The organism is Arcobacter sp. F155 (assembly GCF_004116455.1).
GTDB lineage: Bacteria > Campylobacterota > Campylobacteria > Campylobacterales > Arcobacteraceae > Halarcobacter.
Map to the genome: position 1 here is coordinate 89,060 of NZ_PDJU01000008.1, position 15,156 is coordinate 104,215.

The following is a 15,156-nucleotide window of genomic DNA, read 5'->3' on the forward strand; positions in this document are numbered from 1 at the left end:
ACTTAAAAGAAGAAATACACAGTAAACATTGATTAGATATTACATATTTTTTTAGGTTTGGAAAAGCGTAAAATTAAATACCCTAAAATACCAGAAAGAAAAGAACCAATTAAAATACCTAACTTATCTGTATAGAAAAATACATCTGATTCATGGTAAGCTAAAGAGTTAATAAACAAACTCATAGTAAATCCAATACCAGTTAAAACAGCAACACCATATATCTGTTGCCAACTTGCACATTTAGGTAGCTTAGCTAGCTTGTATTTAACTGCTAAATAAGTAAATAAAAATACTCCTAGTTGCTTACCTACAAAAAGTCCTAAAATAATCCCTAAAGAGACTCCTGTCGTAACTTTTTCTAAAGACATATCCCTTAAATCAACTCCTGCATTTACAAATGCAAACAGAGGTAAGATATAAAAAGCAACCCAATAATGAATATGATGTTCTAAAGATTTAGCAGGAGATACTCTTTTTCTTTTTTCATTTACTGCATTTAATGGAATTGTAAATGCAACAATAATACCTGCTAAGGTTGCATGTACCCCTGATTTTAATACAAAAATCCAAAGAACAGCACCAGTAATCCAATAAAACCCAAGCTTTGTTACATGGAATCTATTAAAGATGATTAAAAGCAAGATACAAATTGCAGCCATAGAAATTGCATGGAAAGATAAATCTGAAGTATAAAAAACTGCAATAATTAAGATTGCGCCTAAGTCATCAAATATAGCAAGTGCCATTAAAAAGATTTTTAAAGTTGTTGGTACTCTTTTACCTAAAAGAGATAAAATACCTAAGGCAAAAGCGATATCTGTTGCAGTTGGTATTGCCCAACCTCTTAAGGCAAAATCATCTCCATAGTTAAACATTACAAAGATTACTGCTGGAACAACCATTCCACCAAGAGCAGCAATTGCAGGAAGTGCGACTTTTGAAGCACTTGAGAGATGTCCAGCTATTAGTTCTCTTTTTATCTCTAAACCAATGAGTAAAAAGAAAATAGCCATTAAACCATCGTTTATCCAAAGAATTAATGGTTTATCAATATCTAAAACATCACCTATTTTAAAAGTAATTGGAGTATGTAAAAAAGTAGTATAAAACCCTGAGAAGTCAGAGTTTCGTAAGGCTAGTGCTATGATGGTTACTAATATTAAAATAAGTCCAGAAGTTGACTCATTTTTCATAAATTTTTTAACTAATATTTTCATCTTAAACGCCTTAACTTTAAAGATAATAACTCTATTTTATTATTAAAAACTTTACAGAAAATTAAATTATTATCTTTTTTTAGCTTCTAATTATGTCTTAATTGATATGTAATATCACCAGCTCCTACACCTAAAACTATTCCATCACTTATCTCTTGAATAACTTTTCCACCTTTAATAAGCTCAATTTTTCCATCAGTAGTTTTTAAACTATCTGCAAAAGTAGGATTATAAGAAGAGAACTCTTTTTCAAAATCTATATCGATTTTTTGTTCACCTGGAATTGTCCAGATTGGTAAGATAACTAACTCATCACATCTTCTAAAACACTTCTTAAAGCCTTCTAGATTGTCATTAGTTCTGCTGTATTTATGTGGTTGCCAAATAACAACTCTTTTATTTATATTTGTTAAGTTATCATATACTTCTACTGACTTCATTGTAGCTTCTATTTCTGTTGGATGATGTGCATAATCATCAACAACTACAAGGTCTTGATTTTTTTGAACAATATCAAATCTTTTTTTAATACCCTTATAGTTTTGAATATTTCTTCTAATCTGCTCCACATCAAGCTCTTCAAGTGCTGCTAAAATAGCTAATGATGCATCAATTGCAATATGATAACCAAAACCCCAAACTTCAAAAGAACCAAGCTCTTTTAAATCAAATCTTGTATGTGGCTCACCATCTTTTAAAAGATATGATAGGTTTTTAATATCACTACTTGGATAAAGGTAAGTAGCCTCTTTGATTTCAAGTTTTTTGATGTACTCATCTTCACCATTTAAAACTCTTTTTTCACCTAAATTAATAAACTTTTTATAGGCTTCAAAAAACTTTTCATAGTCATATTGGTAGTATTCCATATGTTCTGGTTCTGCATTTGTAACTATAGAACAATAAGGATTAGAAAGTAAAAAAGAAGCATCTGATTCATCAGCTTCAAAAGATACTAAATCATTTACATATCTAAAATTAGAACCAAAGTCTTTTGAGATAGCTCCAATTAATGCAGAACTTTCTAAGATAGAAGCTAAGATAGCTGTTGTTGTTGATTTACCATGAGCTCCTGCAACACAATAGTTTTTCTTATCCCCTAAGATAATAGGTAAAGCTTCTTTTCTAGAAATAGTTCTTATTTGTTTTAATCTTGCTTCTATTAACTCAGGATTTTCATCTGTAACGGCAGCAGAATAGATAACAATATCTAAATCATCACTAATATTTTTTGCATCTTGAGGACAAAAAACTTTAATACCTTCATTCTCTAAGTCCTTAGTTATAGGAGAACTTTTTATATCTGAACCACAAACTTCATGTCCATCATTTTTTAAAAATCTTGCAAGGGCTGAAAGCCCTATTCCACCAATACCAATAAAATGTACCTTCATTAAGCGTCCAGTAAATGTTTTAAATTTTCAAACTCTTTTTTTAGAAGTTCACTATTTTCTTCTAATAAAGCTTTTACATCATTGTTAAAACTAGTGATAAAGTATCCATACTTTTCTTCACTATTACAAGCATTTAGATTTACTTCTTTTTCATAAAAATCATCAAGTGTAATGTTATTTGCTAAAGCTATAATATGTACTTGTAAAGCATCAGCTAAAGTTTCATCTTCAACAATATTTGAAAGTACAAACAGTAAATCCTTTGCCCCATCAAAGTTATCATAACTCCACTTTTCAATACCGTGCTCATAAAGTGCTCTTACATAATAAAGTTTTTCATCATCTAAAGATAGTTTTTGATTATTGTTTACAATCACTTCTACTTTTTCAAATGATGTTTCTAAAATTGTTTGGTAAACAGAGTTTATTTTTTCTTCATCTAAATCTAAAATTAACATTGAATCTAATACTTCATAAAGTGCTGCAATATCTTTTGCTGCAATTGCATTGATTCTTGTTGTTTCTAAATAATCTAAGAACTCTGGATTAGTTCTAGCTTCTTGTAACTCTTGTTTATCCATCAATAAAATCCTTTAATCTTTTTAATACTTCTTTTGTCTTCTCTTCATTTTCAACTAAGGCAATTCTTACATAACCTTTTCCAATACCGTTTCTTCCAAGGAAACTTCCTGGTAATACTTTGATATGCTTCTCTTTGAAAAGATTTTTTGTAAACTCTAACTCATCTTCAACTTCTAACCAAATATAAAAAGTTGCTTGAGGAGGTTTTATCCCTAAAATCTCTTGTACAAGTTCAAAATTTCTTTTATAGATTTTTCTAAATCCATCTACATGAGAAGTTTCACTCCAAGCTAAAGCTGCTGTTTTTTGTAATGGAACAGGACTTGCACAACCAACATAAGTTCTATACTTCATATACTCTTCTAAAATCTCTTTGTCTCCAGCAATAAATCCACTTCTAAGACCTGGAGCAGAACTTCTTTTTGAAATAGAGTTCATAACAAGTACATTTTTAAAAGAACTATTTCCAACCTCAACACTTGCTTCAAGTAGTGATACTGGCTTATCATTTTCATCAAAATATATTTCAGAATAACACTCATCATTTACTAAAATAAAATCAAACTCTAATGCCTTTTTAACCCACTCTCCAAGCTCTTCTTTTGTCATTTCAGCTGATGTTGGATTATTTGGATAGTTTAAAATCACTAAGTCACATCTTTTAAGTTCTTCATCACTAAGTGTTGCTTTAAAGTTATTCTCTTTAGTTAAATCAATATGAATAATCTCAGCCCTACTAGCAATTGCTGCACCTTCATAAATTTGGTAAAAAGGATTTGTAAATGCAATTACTGGGTCTTTTTTATCAAAAAGAGCAAATTGAGGGAAGTTAAATAACACTTCTCTTGTACCAAAAGTTGGTATTATCTCACTCATTTGTAATTCAACATTGAATCTGTTTTTTACAAAAGTAAGCATTGCTTCTTTTAACTCTGGTAATCCTGCACTTGCTGGATATTTTTGTAAGAAAGAAGTTGTGTTTTTTAACTCATCTTGAATAAACTTTGGTGTTTCAAACTTTGGTTCACCAATTGTTAAAGCCGATAGCTCATAGTTATCATTTGGTGTAATATCTTTTAAAAGCTCATTTAACTTTTCAAAAGGGTATTTTTCAAATTTCATTTTTTTCCTTATTCCTCAATAACTGGTATTAATAATTGACTATATTTTTTCATATCAAAAGAGATTAAATCTGGGTTTGTATATAAAAACTTCCAAGAGAATCGTTGTTTAAACATCTCATTTTTTAATGGTAAAATTTGTAAAGTATTTGTCTGCTTTTTAAGCTCTCTAATTGGATTATTATCATTTGAAATAACCTCAACTTTTTGATTAAATATCTTCGCTAAATTCTCAAAGTGGTTTAATAAAGTAGTTTTATCAACTTCTTCCCCAATTGGGTCCATATCAAAAATCTTTGTTTTTGTTTTTAGTTGACTTGCAACATCAAAGATTACAGGTGATATTTGCTCATAAGAGTTTACATCATTTACAAGTACTGTCGTCTTTTTAATACTTCCTGTTAACTCTTCCCCTAACTTATAAATAGGAACAGTAAGAGATTTTATCTCTTTTGCATACTCTTTGATTTTGAACATTTCATGAGTTAGAATAACCATTCCGATATCATACTTTTTCATATCATTTTTAAGTTGCTTTTTCATAGGTTCATAGTGATAATCCATTCTAATTAAAACGGTATCATCATCTTTGAAGCTCTCTTTGATTAAGTCTAATATTCCCACATTTGTAGGTCTAGTTATTCTAATAATCATCTTTGTACTTTTAAACATTTTATTTAAGTACTTAACTTCCTTGATTACATCTAATATTCTTTGTTTTGTTTGAATATACATATCCAAATAAAAATACAAATGATGCCCAAAAGGCATAGGAAATTGTCCTTGTGATTTTCCTATTGCATTATATACTTGCATTAATACCGTTGGTTTTCCAATTACAAGAATTATGTCATTTGGTTTCAAAATAAGTGATGGTTTTATATTGATTAGTTTTTCATTTCTATATAATCCAAATATTTTCCACTCATTTTGTTCAATTGAGCCAATATATCTATAGGCATATGAACTACCAAATGGAATTTTAATCTCCATAATTTCACCTTGCTTTAACCCAATATTTTGAGCCATTACAGGGATATTTGGAAGTCTTTCAACCATACCATTAGCTAATACTTCAATTCCTTTGTAGATATTTAAGTATGGGTCTTCAATCTCAATTCCCCAATAATCTAAAATAGAAATATGTAAAGTATTTTTTCGTGCCTTAATATTTTTAATAACATTTAACATCTCATCTTTTGAGTTAAGAGCTACTAATGCTTGGATATGAATATCCTTGTCAAGTACCATTGCTAACTTAGATTCAGATGTAGGGTCAAACTTATAAAATGTAAAATTTGAAGGTTTTTGTTCTGGAACAATTGCATCGTTCATATAAACTACGTCATAGTTGTTTTCTGTTGTATTAGACTCAACAATCCTACGCATTAATTTTTTTGCAACAATACCATCAAGAATAACTAATATCTTTTTCATAGTAAGATTATATCTTTTTATCTCTAATCATTTACTTTTGTTTAGATATAATCATGTTTTTAATAACAAAAGGAATATTTTTTATGGAATTTAAAATTGATGCAACTTCACACCATAAAGCAAGAGCGTGTACGATTAAAACTGCACACAGTGAGATTAAAACTCCTGTTTTTATGCCTGTGGGGACTCAAGCAACAGTAAAAGCACTTGATGCAAATGATTTATTATCAATGGGTGCTAAAATTATATTAGGAAACACATACCATTTATATTTAAGACCAGGAAGTAAACTTGTTAAAAAGTTTGGTGGACTTCACGGCTTTTCAAAGTTTCCAAACTCTTTTTTAACAGATTCAGGAGGCTTCCAAGCTTTCTCTTTAAGTGATAACTCAAAACCTGATGAAAATGGAATTACTTTCAAATCACATATTGATGGAAGTAAACACTACTTCACACCTCAAAGTGTACTTGATACACAGTATGATTTAGGTAGTGATATTATGATGATTTTAGATGATTTAGTAGCTTTACCAAATACAAAAGAGAGAATTCAAAAATCAATTGAGAGAACAACTAAATGGGCAGGTGAAGCAATCACTTACCATAAAGAACAACAAGCAAAAGGTATTGGAGTAAATCAAAATATCTTTGCAATTATCCAAGGTGGTACGGATAAAGAGTTTAGAAAAATGAGTGCAGAACAACTTTGTGCTATGACTGATTTTGATGGTTTTGCTATTGGTGGATTATCTGTTGGAGAACCAAATCAAGATATGTATGATACAGTTGAATGGACAACAGACTTTATGCCACTTGATAAACCAAGATATCTAATGGGAGTTGGAACACCTGAGGATTTAATTGAAAATATTGAACGTGGTGTTGATATGTTTGACTGTGTTATGCCAACAAGAAATGCAAGAAATGGAACACTATTTGCAAGTACTGGTAGAGTAAATATCAAAAAAGCAATGTATAAAGAAGACCCAAGCCCTATTGATGAAGAGTGTGATTGCTATACTTGTCAAAACTTTACAAAAGCATATTTAAATCACCTATTCCGTGCAAATGAAATTACATATTTTAGACTTGCTTCAATGCACAATATTAGATACTATTTAAATCTAATGACACAAGCGAGAGAGGCTATTTTAGCTGATAACTGGGTAGAATTTAAAAAAGAGTTCTATGCAAAAAGAGGAAAATAATTCCTCTTTTACATCATAAAGTTTTTAATTACTAAATAAGAAAAAAACAATACTAAAACAATCAATACAACTAAAGTTTTATCAATTGCTGCTTTCTTGAACTGTTTCTCCTTCTTTATTTTCTTCACTATTAATTCCTTTTTCTTTTTCAATATCTTTCATATCTTTTTCAAGTTTATCATCAACATACTTAGTAAATGTTGTTTTCTTTTCAAATTCACTTCTTTGGTCATTTGATTTTGGATCAACAATCTCTGGTGTAATAAAGAAAACTAACTCACTTTTACCCTCTTTAAAAGATTTACTTGTGAATAAGAAACCTAAAATCGGAATATCTCCAAGTAAAGGTATTTTTTCAATATCATCTGCATTACTTCTATTAATTAGTCCACCTAAAACAATAGTTGATTTATTTTCAACTACTACATTTGTAGTTATAGATTTTTCAGTAATATTTGGAATTCCATCAACTGTATTTGCAAAATCTGCATTACTAGATTTTGTTATGATATTTAAGTTAATAAATTGGTCATCTACAATATTTTGAGCATTTATATCAAGTTGTAAACCATATCTTATCTCTTTTAGTGCAGTTGTTGGAAGTCCCTCTGCTGTTGTTGTTTGAGTTTTGATATTTAAAGTACCACCAGCTAAAAATGAAGCCTCTTTATTTTCTAAAGTCAATAGTGTAGTTTCATCTAAAACTTGTGCAACACCTTTTGTTGATAAGTAATTTAATGTAAGTCCTACATTAAAGTATTTTCCTAAATAATTAGCTGCTCCTGTTAATCCACCTGTTAAAGAAACTGCTTCTTTCATAAGATTATCAATAGCATCATTTACTAAAACATTTCTTTGATTATTTGCAAGGCTTCTATCCTTTGAGCTAATTGAAGACCAGCTATCTGGAACAATAACTGTATTTCCATCTCCATCAACTACTTCTTTATATGAATTAGCTTTATATCCTGCTCCAAATGCATCTAAAGGTTCATTATAATATTTTCCATCATCAGTAGTAACTTGCATATAGTTTTTACTTGAAACAAACCAGTTATTTTTTAAATCTAAACCCTTGTCATTATTAATTTCAACGGCATAAAGTTTTACACGTATCATCTTATCTGGATTTTCGAGTTCAACTAAATCAACTAAATCCTCTTTTAGACTAATTCCTGCTTTTTTAAACAAATCAAGAATCTTATCTTTTGTTTTTTGATTTTGTGTTTTACCCTGTAAAATTATCTTTCCATTTGTTTGTTTGATTATGATATTAGGACTTATTTGTTTTGCAACCTCAATAATACTCTTTAAATTTTCCGTGATATTAATATCTATATGTAAAGAACTAGCATCATCAAAAGTAACTAGAATATTTCCATTTCCTAGTTTTTTTGTAAATACTTTTATTACTTGAAGGGGTTTATTATAGTCATTTACAAAGTCAACTTCTAAAAACTCTTGGTTACTTACTTTTATACTTTGAATTCTTTTTTCAAACTCAAAGACTTTAAAGGAACCTTTTGAAATAGAGAGGTTTTTATCAAACAACTCCTTTTGGGTCAACTCATTTGCAAAAAGAATTGAACTTACTAAAATTACAGATAAAACATATTTAAATAAACTTGACATAATAAACTCCTAATTAAAAGATAGTGTTATTGAACACTCTTTTTCTACTTCACTTGCTTCATTAAAAACAACTGTTCTTGAATGAACATTATCATTTGCAACAGGTAAAAAACTATTGTTTAATGTTGCATAGATATTTACAATAACTTGGTAGTTTGTTGAAGCTAAGTCTTCAACACAATTTAAATCTGCTTCAGAAATAGTTGCGATATAGTCATCTTTTATATTGTTTAAACCTTCAACAACTTCTGCATCAGTTTTTCCTAGAGCTACCATTCTTGCTGTATAATCAGCTAAGGCATCACTATTATCTTTTACTTTCATGGCATTTGAATAATCTATAACAAAAAATAAAAAACCTACAAATATTATGAATAGTACTATCCATAATAGTATTTGATCTACTACTGCTGGTTTTTTGTTTTGTTCAAAATTTTTCATTTAAGACCAACTTTTTCTTTTACAAATTTTGCATTTACTTTTTTAACTACATTTTTGTGAACGTAGTTATTATCACAGATTAAATACCAGTCTCCCTCTAAACTTTTATAAGGAATGATTGTATTTCTATCTAGAACTCTTTTTATTGTTGATTTTGTTGTAGGTTTTTCTCTTACGTTAAATCTTTTTGATTTTCCCATAACAAAATTGTCTTTTATGCTACTACACTGTTTAGAGTAATCAATTGCAATGTTTACACTTTTTGATTTAGACTTGTCACCCTCTTTATCATTTGCATACTGAATAACAGCACTTTTTTTGATAGCTTTATTTACAGGAGTAAATAGTTTATAAGGATATGTTCTTTTTACTGCTTGTTTTGCTGTTACTTTGTTAGCTTTTGTTTTTGTTGGAAATGCTTTTATTTCAGGAGCGAACTTTGTTCTTACCATCCAAAGTTGATTTCCTTTGTTATAGTCTTTGATTAGTTTTAGAAGAACATTTAAATCAACATCTAAAATCATCTCATCTGACTTAACATCAATTATCTCTTCTATCTCTTTTTTCTTAACTATCTTTTTGATTTTTTGTTTTGTAATTGTTTCAGTCTCTCTAAAACCATTTCTTAGGAAACCTAATACTTTTATTCCCTTGGCAACATACTGAACACTATAGTCTGCATATTTACCTTTTTTATCAATTTTCCCTTTTGGAATAACCGACATAATATTGATATAATCACCTTGATTAAGTGAGTAGTTAGGGTTTTCAAAAAGGTCAAACTTCATGTTGTAACTACTGTTTTCAAAAGGAATAATTTTAGCTTTCTCTTTTTCTACTTTTGTAGTAAGCTTTTGCTTTAAAAAGATTTCATGCTTATAAATATTCTCTTTAGTATACTTACCAAGTAACTCTTTTTTTAGTAAAGGTTCATTTAAAATAAACTGTCTTGCTATTTGTGTTTGAGCAAGATGTTTTACTTGAAGTAATGTTCCTTTTTCTATATCATTTTTAGCAATATATATAGTTACTAACTCATTTACACTCTTTTTCTCTTCTACACTTTTTTTATAAAAATAAAAAGCTGCACCAAGGGCAGAAAGAAGTAAAGAAGCTAATATCAAAATCACTATCAATTGTCTATTTACTTGCATGTTATATCCTTTATATTCCAATTGTAAGTGTTCCACCCATAATAGGGAACACTATAAACGCGCCAAAAGCTGGTAAAACAAAAAGAAAAATAATAAGCATTAAATACATATTCAATGTGTTTACCTTTCCTTTTATTTTATAAAACTTCTCTTGTCTCATCTCATCTGATTGCATTGCAAAAATATTTTTTACACCAATACCTGTCTCTTCACTTAAAATTAAAAAATCAATAATCTTACTTAACTCTTTACTATCAACTCTATTTTTTAAATTTTCATAGGCAACCTTTGTTGAGTAGTTTGTCATCTCATACTCTAGAATTGATATCTCTCTTAATAGTTCTTTATCAATAATTCCATGGGCTCTTCTTGATACTTCAAAGAAGGCATTTTTTAAACTTCCCCCTGCTTCTAAGATAACATTTACTAAATCTAAAAATACTCCTAAATCTCTATCTATTTTTTCGATTCTCTCTGCTTTAGCAATATTTAAATACATCTTTCCACCAAAAACAATACATAAAGCCCCAACTACAACACTAATAATTCCATACATCATAGGTACAAAAAATGGTAAAACACCCATAATAATTACACCAATAAGAGTGAAAAGAAGTTTTGCTTCCATATACTCTTTTTGAGTAATTCCTGCTTGAATCAACTTCATATTTAAGTCATTGTCCAACTTCTTATTTTTGTGTTGAGCATCAATAATTGCTTTATTATCCAACTGAGAAAGAAGAATAATATTTTTTTGTTGCTGTCTTCTTTGAAGAATCAAAACAACTGCAATAATTAAAATTGCAAGTAACAATGGCGCTAATATTAGTACTAAAACTGTTTTATCCATTATTTAATCTTTGTTAATAAGCTATTTATAAATAGTCCAAGTGCAACCCATAAAATTATGAAGAACATTTGAACCTTACCAATATCACTTCCAAAGAAGTGTGCACTTAATGAGTTATTTAAAGCATTGTCCATCATCATATATGTAAAAACAATAAGCCCTATAATCATATAAGTTCCAACTCTAATCTCTTTTGTTGAAGAGGTTATCTCTTGTTTTATTTCTCCTTGGTCATGTAAAGTTTTTCGCAGTTTTTCTAAAGTATTAGAAAACTTACCACCTGATTTTCTACCAATAGAAATTGTTAGATAGAAAATTCTAAGCTCTTTTGATTCAACTAATTTAAACATCTTTTCAAAACACTTATCTTCACCAATTACAGACTTTTCATTAACATAAATATTAAATACTTTTTTTGTAAACTCCGATTTACAAGTGGCAATTGATTTTTTTAAAGCTTGTTCAAATCCAACCCCACTTTTCATCATACTTGTCACCTTGTCAATAATCTCTTTTAGGTTGAAGTTAAACTCTTCTTCTCTTACTTTTATTAGTTTCACTAAAACTAAATAAGGTAAAAACATAAAAATTAAAAATGTAAAAATAAAGATGATTTTAGAACCCACTACAAAATAGATGAAAAAACTAAGTAAAAAAGAGAAGGCTACTGATATTAATACAAAAGTATACTCTGCACCAGCTGTTGTAAAACCTGCATAGTACAGCTTTTTAGTCAGCCAGTTATCTTTTTTATTTTCATTTCTATTAGCTCTACTTTTATCAAGAATTTCACTATTTGTATTAACTAAAACATTTATGATTCTTTTTTGACTACTTAATCTCATGTAATATGAGTAAAGATAAGAAAAAAGTGTAATTAATAAAACAGGAATTACAATGATAAAAAATAGAACTAAATTATTCATATCTAATTATCCTTTACTAACTTTTGGAAGTGTGGCCACTTATGGAAAAGTTGAGGGTCTTTTTCTAAAAAGGCTGTAACAAACTCATCTTTCCAACCACACATAACAGAAGGTAAATCATTCTCTAAAGCTTCAATCAACATCTGTTTTGGCATCTCAAAATTAGGGTCAAAAACCCTTTTATCAATATCAACACCAAACATATTCATTTGGTCAACTGTTCTACTTGGAGTTGATAAAACTTCAAACTCACCCTTTGTCTTTTTTAAATCACTTGTATCTCTTTTGAATTTGAAAATATCATTTAAAGAGATTACTCCGTTATCTTCTATTCTTCTTTCAATCTCTGAAATTGCAATTAGTTTTCTTGTACCATCAGGGAATCTAACAAGCTGAATAATTACATCAACTGCTGATGCCATTTGAGTACGAATAAAGTTGATATTTGCACTAGGTCTAGCCTCTAAATACATATTCTCAATTCTTACTAATGCTTCTTTTGTATTATCTGCGTGAACTGTAGTCATAGAACCTGGATGTCCTGTATTCATGGCATTAAGCATAACTACAATTTCAGGTCCCCTACACTCCCCAACAATAATTCTTCTTGGAGATGACCGCAGAGCTGACCTTAATAAAAAGTCTAAGGTAATAGCACCTTTTCCTTCTTCATTTGCCATTCTTGCTTCATATTGTCTAATTGAGTGACAAGGCATTTGAGGTTGCATCTCTCTTGTATCTTCAATAACCATAAGCTGTTCATTTGCATCAACAAACCTTGTCATTGCATTTAAGAAAGTTGTTTTACCACTTGAAGTACCACCAGATACGATGATATTACACTTACCTTTTGCAGCTTTTACCAAAAAGTAAGCCATCTTATAATCCATTTGTCCACCATCAATTAGCATTTCAAGTAGTAAAGGAATATCATTAAATTTTCTAATCGTCACACAGCTTCCACCATTTGCTGCAATTGGTGGGATTTGTACCTCAACCCTTGAACCATCATTTAATTTACTTGAAATAATAGGATGGGCTTCATCAATTTTTCTATTGTTTTCTGCAAGCATTTTGTCAATGATTTTTCTAAGTTCTTCTTCACTTCTAAAAGTAAAAGGAGTTTCCATAGTTTTACCATTGTAAATGATGTCAATATAATCTTTTGTATTAACAATAACATCATTTAGTCCATCCCTTGCTATTGTAAAAATTGTAGAAATATGTCCATAGCCAATGATATTGTTTGTAATCATTTGTTTTATATCTTCTAAAATATCTCTTCTTAAACTTCTAGTTTCAGGGAAAGATAGAATAAACTCAGGTAAAACCTCATCAAGGTTATCTTTTGTAATTTTCTGTTCTGATTTTAGATTCATCATAAAAGAGTCATTTATTTTAACTGCAATATCATATAACTCTTTGTTTGTATAAATCTCCGGGAAAACTAACTCATCGTTTTTTATATTTCTTTTTATCTTATTAATTTTAGTTTTGGTAATATCAATAGTACTGATTTCTTCTTCAAGAGCCGGTTCTTCAAAGCTAACCCTCTCTTCTTGCTCATCAATTAAATCTTTTAAATTTTTCATTACTTACTCTTTTTAAAAAATGAGAATAAAGAGCTTTTTGTTTCAGATTTTTTCTCTTTTTTATAAAAGCCTTTATTCTCTAAAATAGAATCTAATTTTTTAACAAAGATAGAATTTTTTGCATGTTCAGAAGCTAACTTACAATAATTCCAACAGCTACCTAAATCTTCATAATCATTTGGTATTTTCATTTCATTAAATAGTTTTTTCTCATCATCATTCATATTTAAAATAGATGTAGCATCTGAAATTGAAATTGCATTTTTTGAATCAAATCTATTTATTACAAACGAAGTTTTATCTTTAAGTCCTGCTCTTTTTAATAAAGAGTAAAAAGTTTTTAGTTTTGAAGTGTGAGGTAAAGACATCTCAGTAATAACCCATAAGTCATTTACCACATCATAAAGTGTTGATTTTAAATTAGAAGCATCTGCTTCTCCTAAGTCAATAACAATAAAATTAAAATAGTCACTAGAACTAGAAATATACTCTAAAAGCTTCTCTATAAATACATCTCTTTCTATATACTCTTTATCAATATGTTTTTGAATTCCTGTTATACAATAGAAGTTTTCTTTTCTTTTTATAAGCCCATTTTCTAGATTACTTTCTATATTAAATTCACTAGAGTTTATTAAATCTACTATTGTTTTTTCAGGTAATGGATTTCCTTCTAAAAATAAGTTACTTATAGCTTTTGTATTTGATAAATCAATATATAAAATATTTTTTTCAGGAAGATTTGTTGATAATAAATCACAGGCATTCATTGATATTGTCGTTGAACCAATTCCACCAGTAATACCCGTAATACCAATAATTTTATTACCATATTTATTTTTAGTAAGTAACTCTTTTCTTGTATCTAAGATAATACTTTTTATATTTTCAGCTTTAAACTCATTTATAGAGATATAGTTTTCTATTCCAAGTTTACCACAGTACATAGAAATAGAGTGGTCATTTGGACCAATTACAATTATTAGTTCATTTAAGCCTTTTATTATTTGTTCATCTTGAACTATTTTATTTTGGTCTTCCACTAAATAAATTATTATATGTTTAGTATCTTTGCCTTTTAACTGGCTTGAATATAAAGCAATATCTTTTGTGCTGATTACTTCTGTATTAAATAGTGCTTTAAGTCCTGATTTTAAGTTGTCTGAAAAAGCTTTTAACTCTTCATCATAAACTACATATATATTAAAAGAAGCATCACTATCTAATAGTTTTTTTTCTAATTGTTTCTTTTCATGAAAATGTTTTTTGATTTTATTTAGTAGTCTTTTTAATATTTTTTTAGATTTGATTCTTCTATCAATTAAAATATATCCATAGATTAGTTTATCTTTTTTAATTTTTATTCTATAAGTCTTTCCAAAGTGCTCTGGTTTGTCTATTTTATCTCCATCTTTATTTAAAGAGTATTCATAGTCAAAAACATTATATTCATAATCAAATTTATAGAAAGATAAGTAGTCTAAATCTGATAAATCAACAAATAACTCCAATAACTCTAGTATCTGATTATTTAATGTCTTTTTTAATTCAGAAGCTTCCATTTTTTTTTGATATTCATTTAAATCCATAACTTATCCT

13 protein-coding genes are annotated in these 15,156 nt (G+C 28.6%); 1 reads left to right on the forward strand and 12 read right to left on the reverse strand.

Features of this window, described 5'->3' with window-relative positions; genetic code table 11:
- Positions 1-32: 32 nt before the first annotated feature.
- From nhaA to CRV03_RS09695, 5 genes are all read right to left on the reverse strand, one after another.
- Positions 33-1,220, reverse strand: a complete 1,188-nt coding sequence (gene nhaA, locus CRV03_RS09675) for a Na+/H+ antiporter NhaA (protein WP_129084937.1) — start codon at positions 1,218-1,220, stop codon at positions 33-35.
- An 86-nt stretch (positions 1,221-1,306) separates the two neighbouring features.
- Positions 1,307-2,614 carry a UDP-N-acetylmuramate--L-alanine ligase gene (murC, locus tag CRV03_RS09680; RefSeq protein ID WP_129084938.1) on the reverse strand — a complete coding sequence of 436 codons (1,308 nt, stop codon included), beginning with the start codon at positions 2,612-2,614 and terminating at the stop codon, positions 1,307-1,309.
- The gene (locus tag CRV03_RS09685; protein WP_129084939.1) at positions 2,614-3,195 is read right to left on the reverse strand and encodes a hypothetical protein; all 582 of its coding nucleotides are present in this window, start codon (positions 3,193-3,195) and stop codon (positions 2,614-2,616) included. Before CRV03_RS09685 ends, murC begins: the two co-directional genes overlap by 1 nt.
- On the reverse strand, positions 3,188-4,318 hold the full coding sequence (locus tag CRV03_RS09690) for a succinyldiaminopimelate transaminase (protein WP_129084940.1): 1,131 nt from the start codon (positions 4,316-4,318) through the stop codon (positions 3,188-3,190). Before CRV03_RS09690 ends, CRV03_RS09685 begins: the two co-directional genes overlap by 8 nt.
- Before the next feature lie 8 nt (positions 4,319-4,326).
- Positions 4,327-5,754: a COG3400 family protein gene (locus CRV03_RS09695; protein WP_129084941.1), complete on the reverse strand. Its 1,428-nt coding sequence runs from the start codon at positions 5,752-5,754 to the stop codon at positions 4,327-4,329.
- 83 nt (positions 5,755-5,837) lie between these two features.
- On the opposite strand from CRV03_RS09695, the gene tgt reads away from it, so the two are divergent.
- Complete coding sequence (tgt, locus tag CRV03_RS09700; protein WP_129084942.1) at positions 5,838-6,962, forward strand: tRNA guanosine(34) transglycosylase Tgt; 1,125 nt, start codon at positions 5,838-5,840, stop codon at positions 6,960-6,962.
- A gap of 81 nt (positions 6,963-7,043) precedes the next feature.
- Here the strand turns inward: tgt and CRV03_RS09705 are convergent, their stop codons facing one another.
- From CRV03_RS09705 to CRV03_RS09735, 7 genes are read right to left on the reverse strand one after another with little or no spacing between them, the layout of a single operon-like run.
- Entirely contained in the window at positions 7,044-8,594 is a 1,551-nt protein-coding gene (locus CRV03_RS09705; RefSeq protein ID WP_129084943.1) for a type II and III secretion system protein, read from the reverse strand.
- 9 nt (positions 8,595-8,603) lie between these two features.
- The gene (locus CRV03_RS09710) at positions 8,604-9,035 is read right to left on the reverse strand and encodes a TadE/TadG family type IV pilus assembly protein (RefSeq protein ID WP_129084944.1); all 432 of its coding nucleotides are present in this window, start codon (positions 9,033-9,035) and stop codon (positions 8,604-8,606) included.
- Positions 9,032-10,189 carry a hypothetical protein gene (locus CRV03_RS09715; RefSeq protein WP_129084945.1) on the reverse strand — a complete coding sequence of 386 codons (1,158 nt, stop codon included), beginning with the start codon at positions 10,187-10,189 and terminating at the stop codon, positions 9,032-9,034. Before CRV03_RS09715 ends, CRV03_RS09710 begins: the two co-directional genes overlap by 4 nt.
- Before the next feature lie 10 nt (positions 10,190-10,199).
- Positions 10,200-11,039 carry a type II secretion system F family protein gene (locus CRV03_RS09720; RefSeq protein ID WP_129084946.1) on the reverse strand — a complete coding sequence of 280 codons (840 nt, stop codon included), beginning with the start codon at positions 11,037-11,039 and terminating at the stop codon, positions 10,200-10,202.
- A complete protein-coding gene (locus CRV03_RS09725) occupies positions 11,039-11,965 on the reverse strand; it encodes a type II secretion system F family protein (protein ID WP_129084947.1) in 927 nt (308 codons plus the stop codon). Before CRV03_RS09725 ends, CRV03_RS09720 begins: the two co-directional genes overlap by 1 nt.
- Positions 11,966-11,967: 2 nt before the next feature.
- The gene (locus CRV03_RS09730; protein ID WP_129084948.1) at positions 11,968-13,557 is read right to left on the reverse strand and encodes a CpaF family protein; all 1,590 of its coding nucleotides are present in this window, start codon (positions 13,555-13,557) and stop codon (positions 11,968-11,970) included.
- On the reverse strand, positions 13,557-15,146 hold the full coding sequence (locus tag CRV03_RS09735; protein WP_129084949.1) for a hypothetical protein: 1,590 nt from the start codon (positions 15,144-15,146) through the stop codon (positions 13,557-13,559). Before CRV03_RS09735 ends, CRV03_RS09730 begins: the two co-directional genes overlap by 1 nt.
- Positions 15,147-15,156 lie beyond the last annotated feature (10 nt).

Excerpts from the sequence above, each read along its gene's own strand:
- CRV03_RS09695 (WP_129084941.1), bottom strand. The coding sequence starts at position 5,754 with ATGAAAAAGATATTAGTTATTCTTGATGGTATTGTTGCAAAAAAATTA.
- nhaA (WP_129084937.1), bottom strand. The coding sequence starts at position 1,220 with ATGAAAATATTAGTTAAAAAATTTATGAAAAATGAGTCAACTTCTGGA.
- CRV03_RS09730 (WP_129084948.1), bottom strand. The coding sequence starts at position 13,557 with ATGAAAAATTTAAAAGATTTAATTGATGAGCAAGAAGAGAGGGTTAGC.
- CRV03_RS09685 (WP_129084939.1), bottom strand. The coding sequence starts at position 3,195 with ATGGATAAACAAGAGTTACAAGAAGCTAGAACTAATCCAGAGTTCTTA.
- CRV03_RS09725 (WP_129084947.1), bottom strand. The coding sequence starts at position 11,965 with ATGAATAATTTAGTTCTATTTTTTATCATTGTAATTCCTGTTTTATTA.
- CRV03_RS09715 (WP_129084945.1), bottom strand. The coding sequence starts at position 10,189 with ATGCAAGTAAATAGACAATTGATAGTGATTTTGATATTAGCTTCTTTA.
- CRV03_RS09705 (WP_129084943.1), bottom strand. The coding sequence starts at position 8,594 with ATGTCAAGTTTATTTAAATATGTTTTATCTGTAATTTTAGTAAGTTCA.
- murC (WP_129084938.1), bottom strand. The coding sequence starts at position 2,614 with ATGAAGGTACATTTTATTGGTATTGGTGGAATAGGGCTTTCAGCCCTT.
- tgt (WP_129084942.1), top strand. The coding sequence starts at position 5,838 with ATGGAATTTAAAATTGATGCAACTTCACACCATAAAGCAAGAGCGTGT.
- CRV03_RS09720 (WP_129084946.1), bottom strand. The coding sequence starts at position 11,039 with ATGGATAAAACAGTTTTAGTACTAATATTAGCGCCATTGTTACTTGCA.
- CRV03_RS09735 (WP_129084949.1), bottom strand. The coding sequence starts at position 15,146 with ATGGATTTAAATGAATATCAAAAAAAAATGGAAGCTTCTGAATTAAAA.
- CRV03_RS09710 (WP_129084944.1), bottom strand. The coding sequence starts at position 9,035 with ATGAAAAATTTTGAACAAAACAAAAAACCAGCAGTAGTAGATCAAATA.
- CRV03_RS09690 (WP_129084940.1), bottom strand. The coding sequence starts at position 4,318 with ATGAAATTTGAAAAATACCCTTTTGAAAAGTTAAATGAGCTTTTAAAA.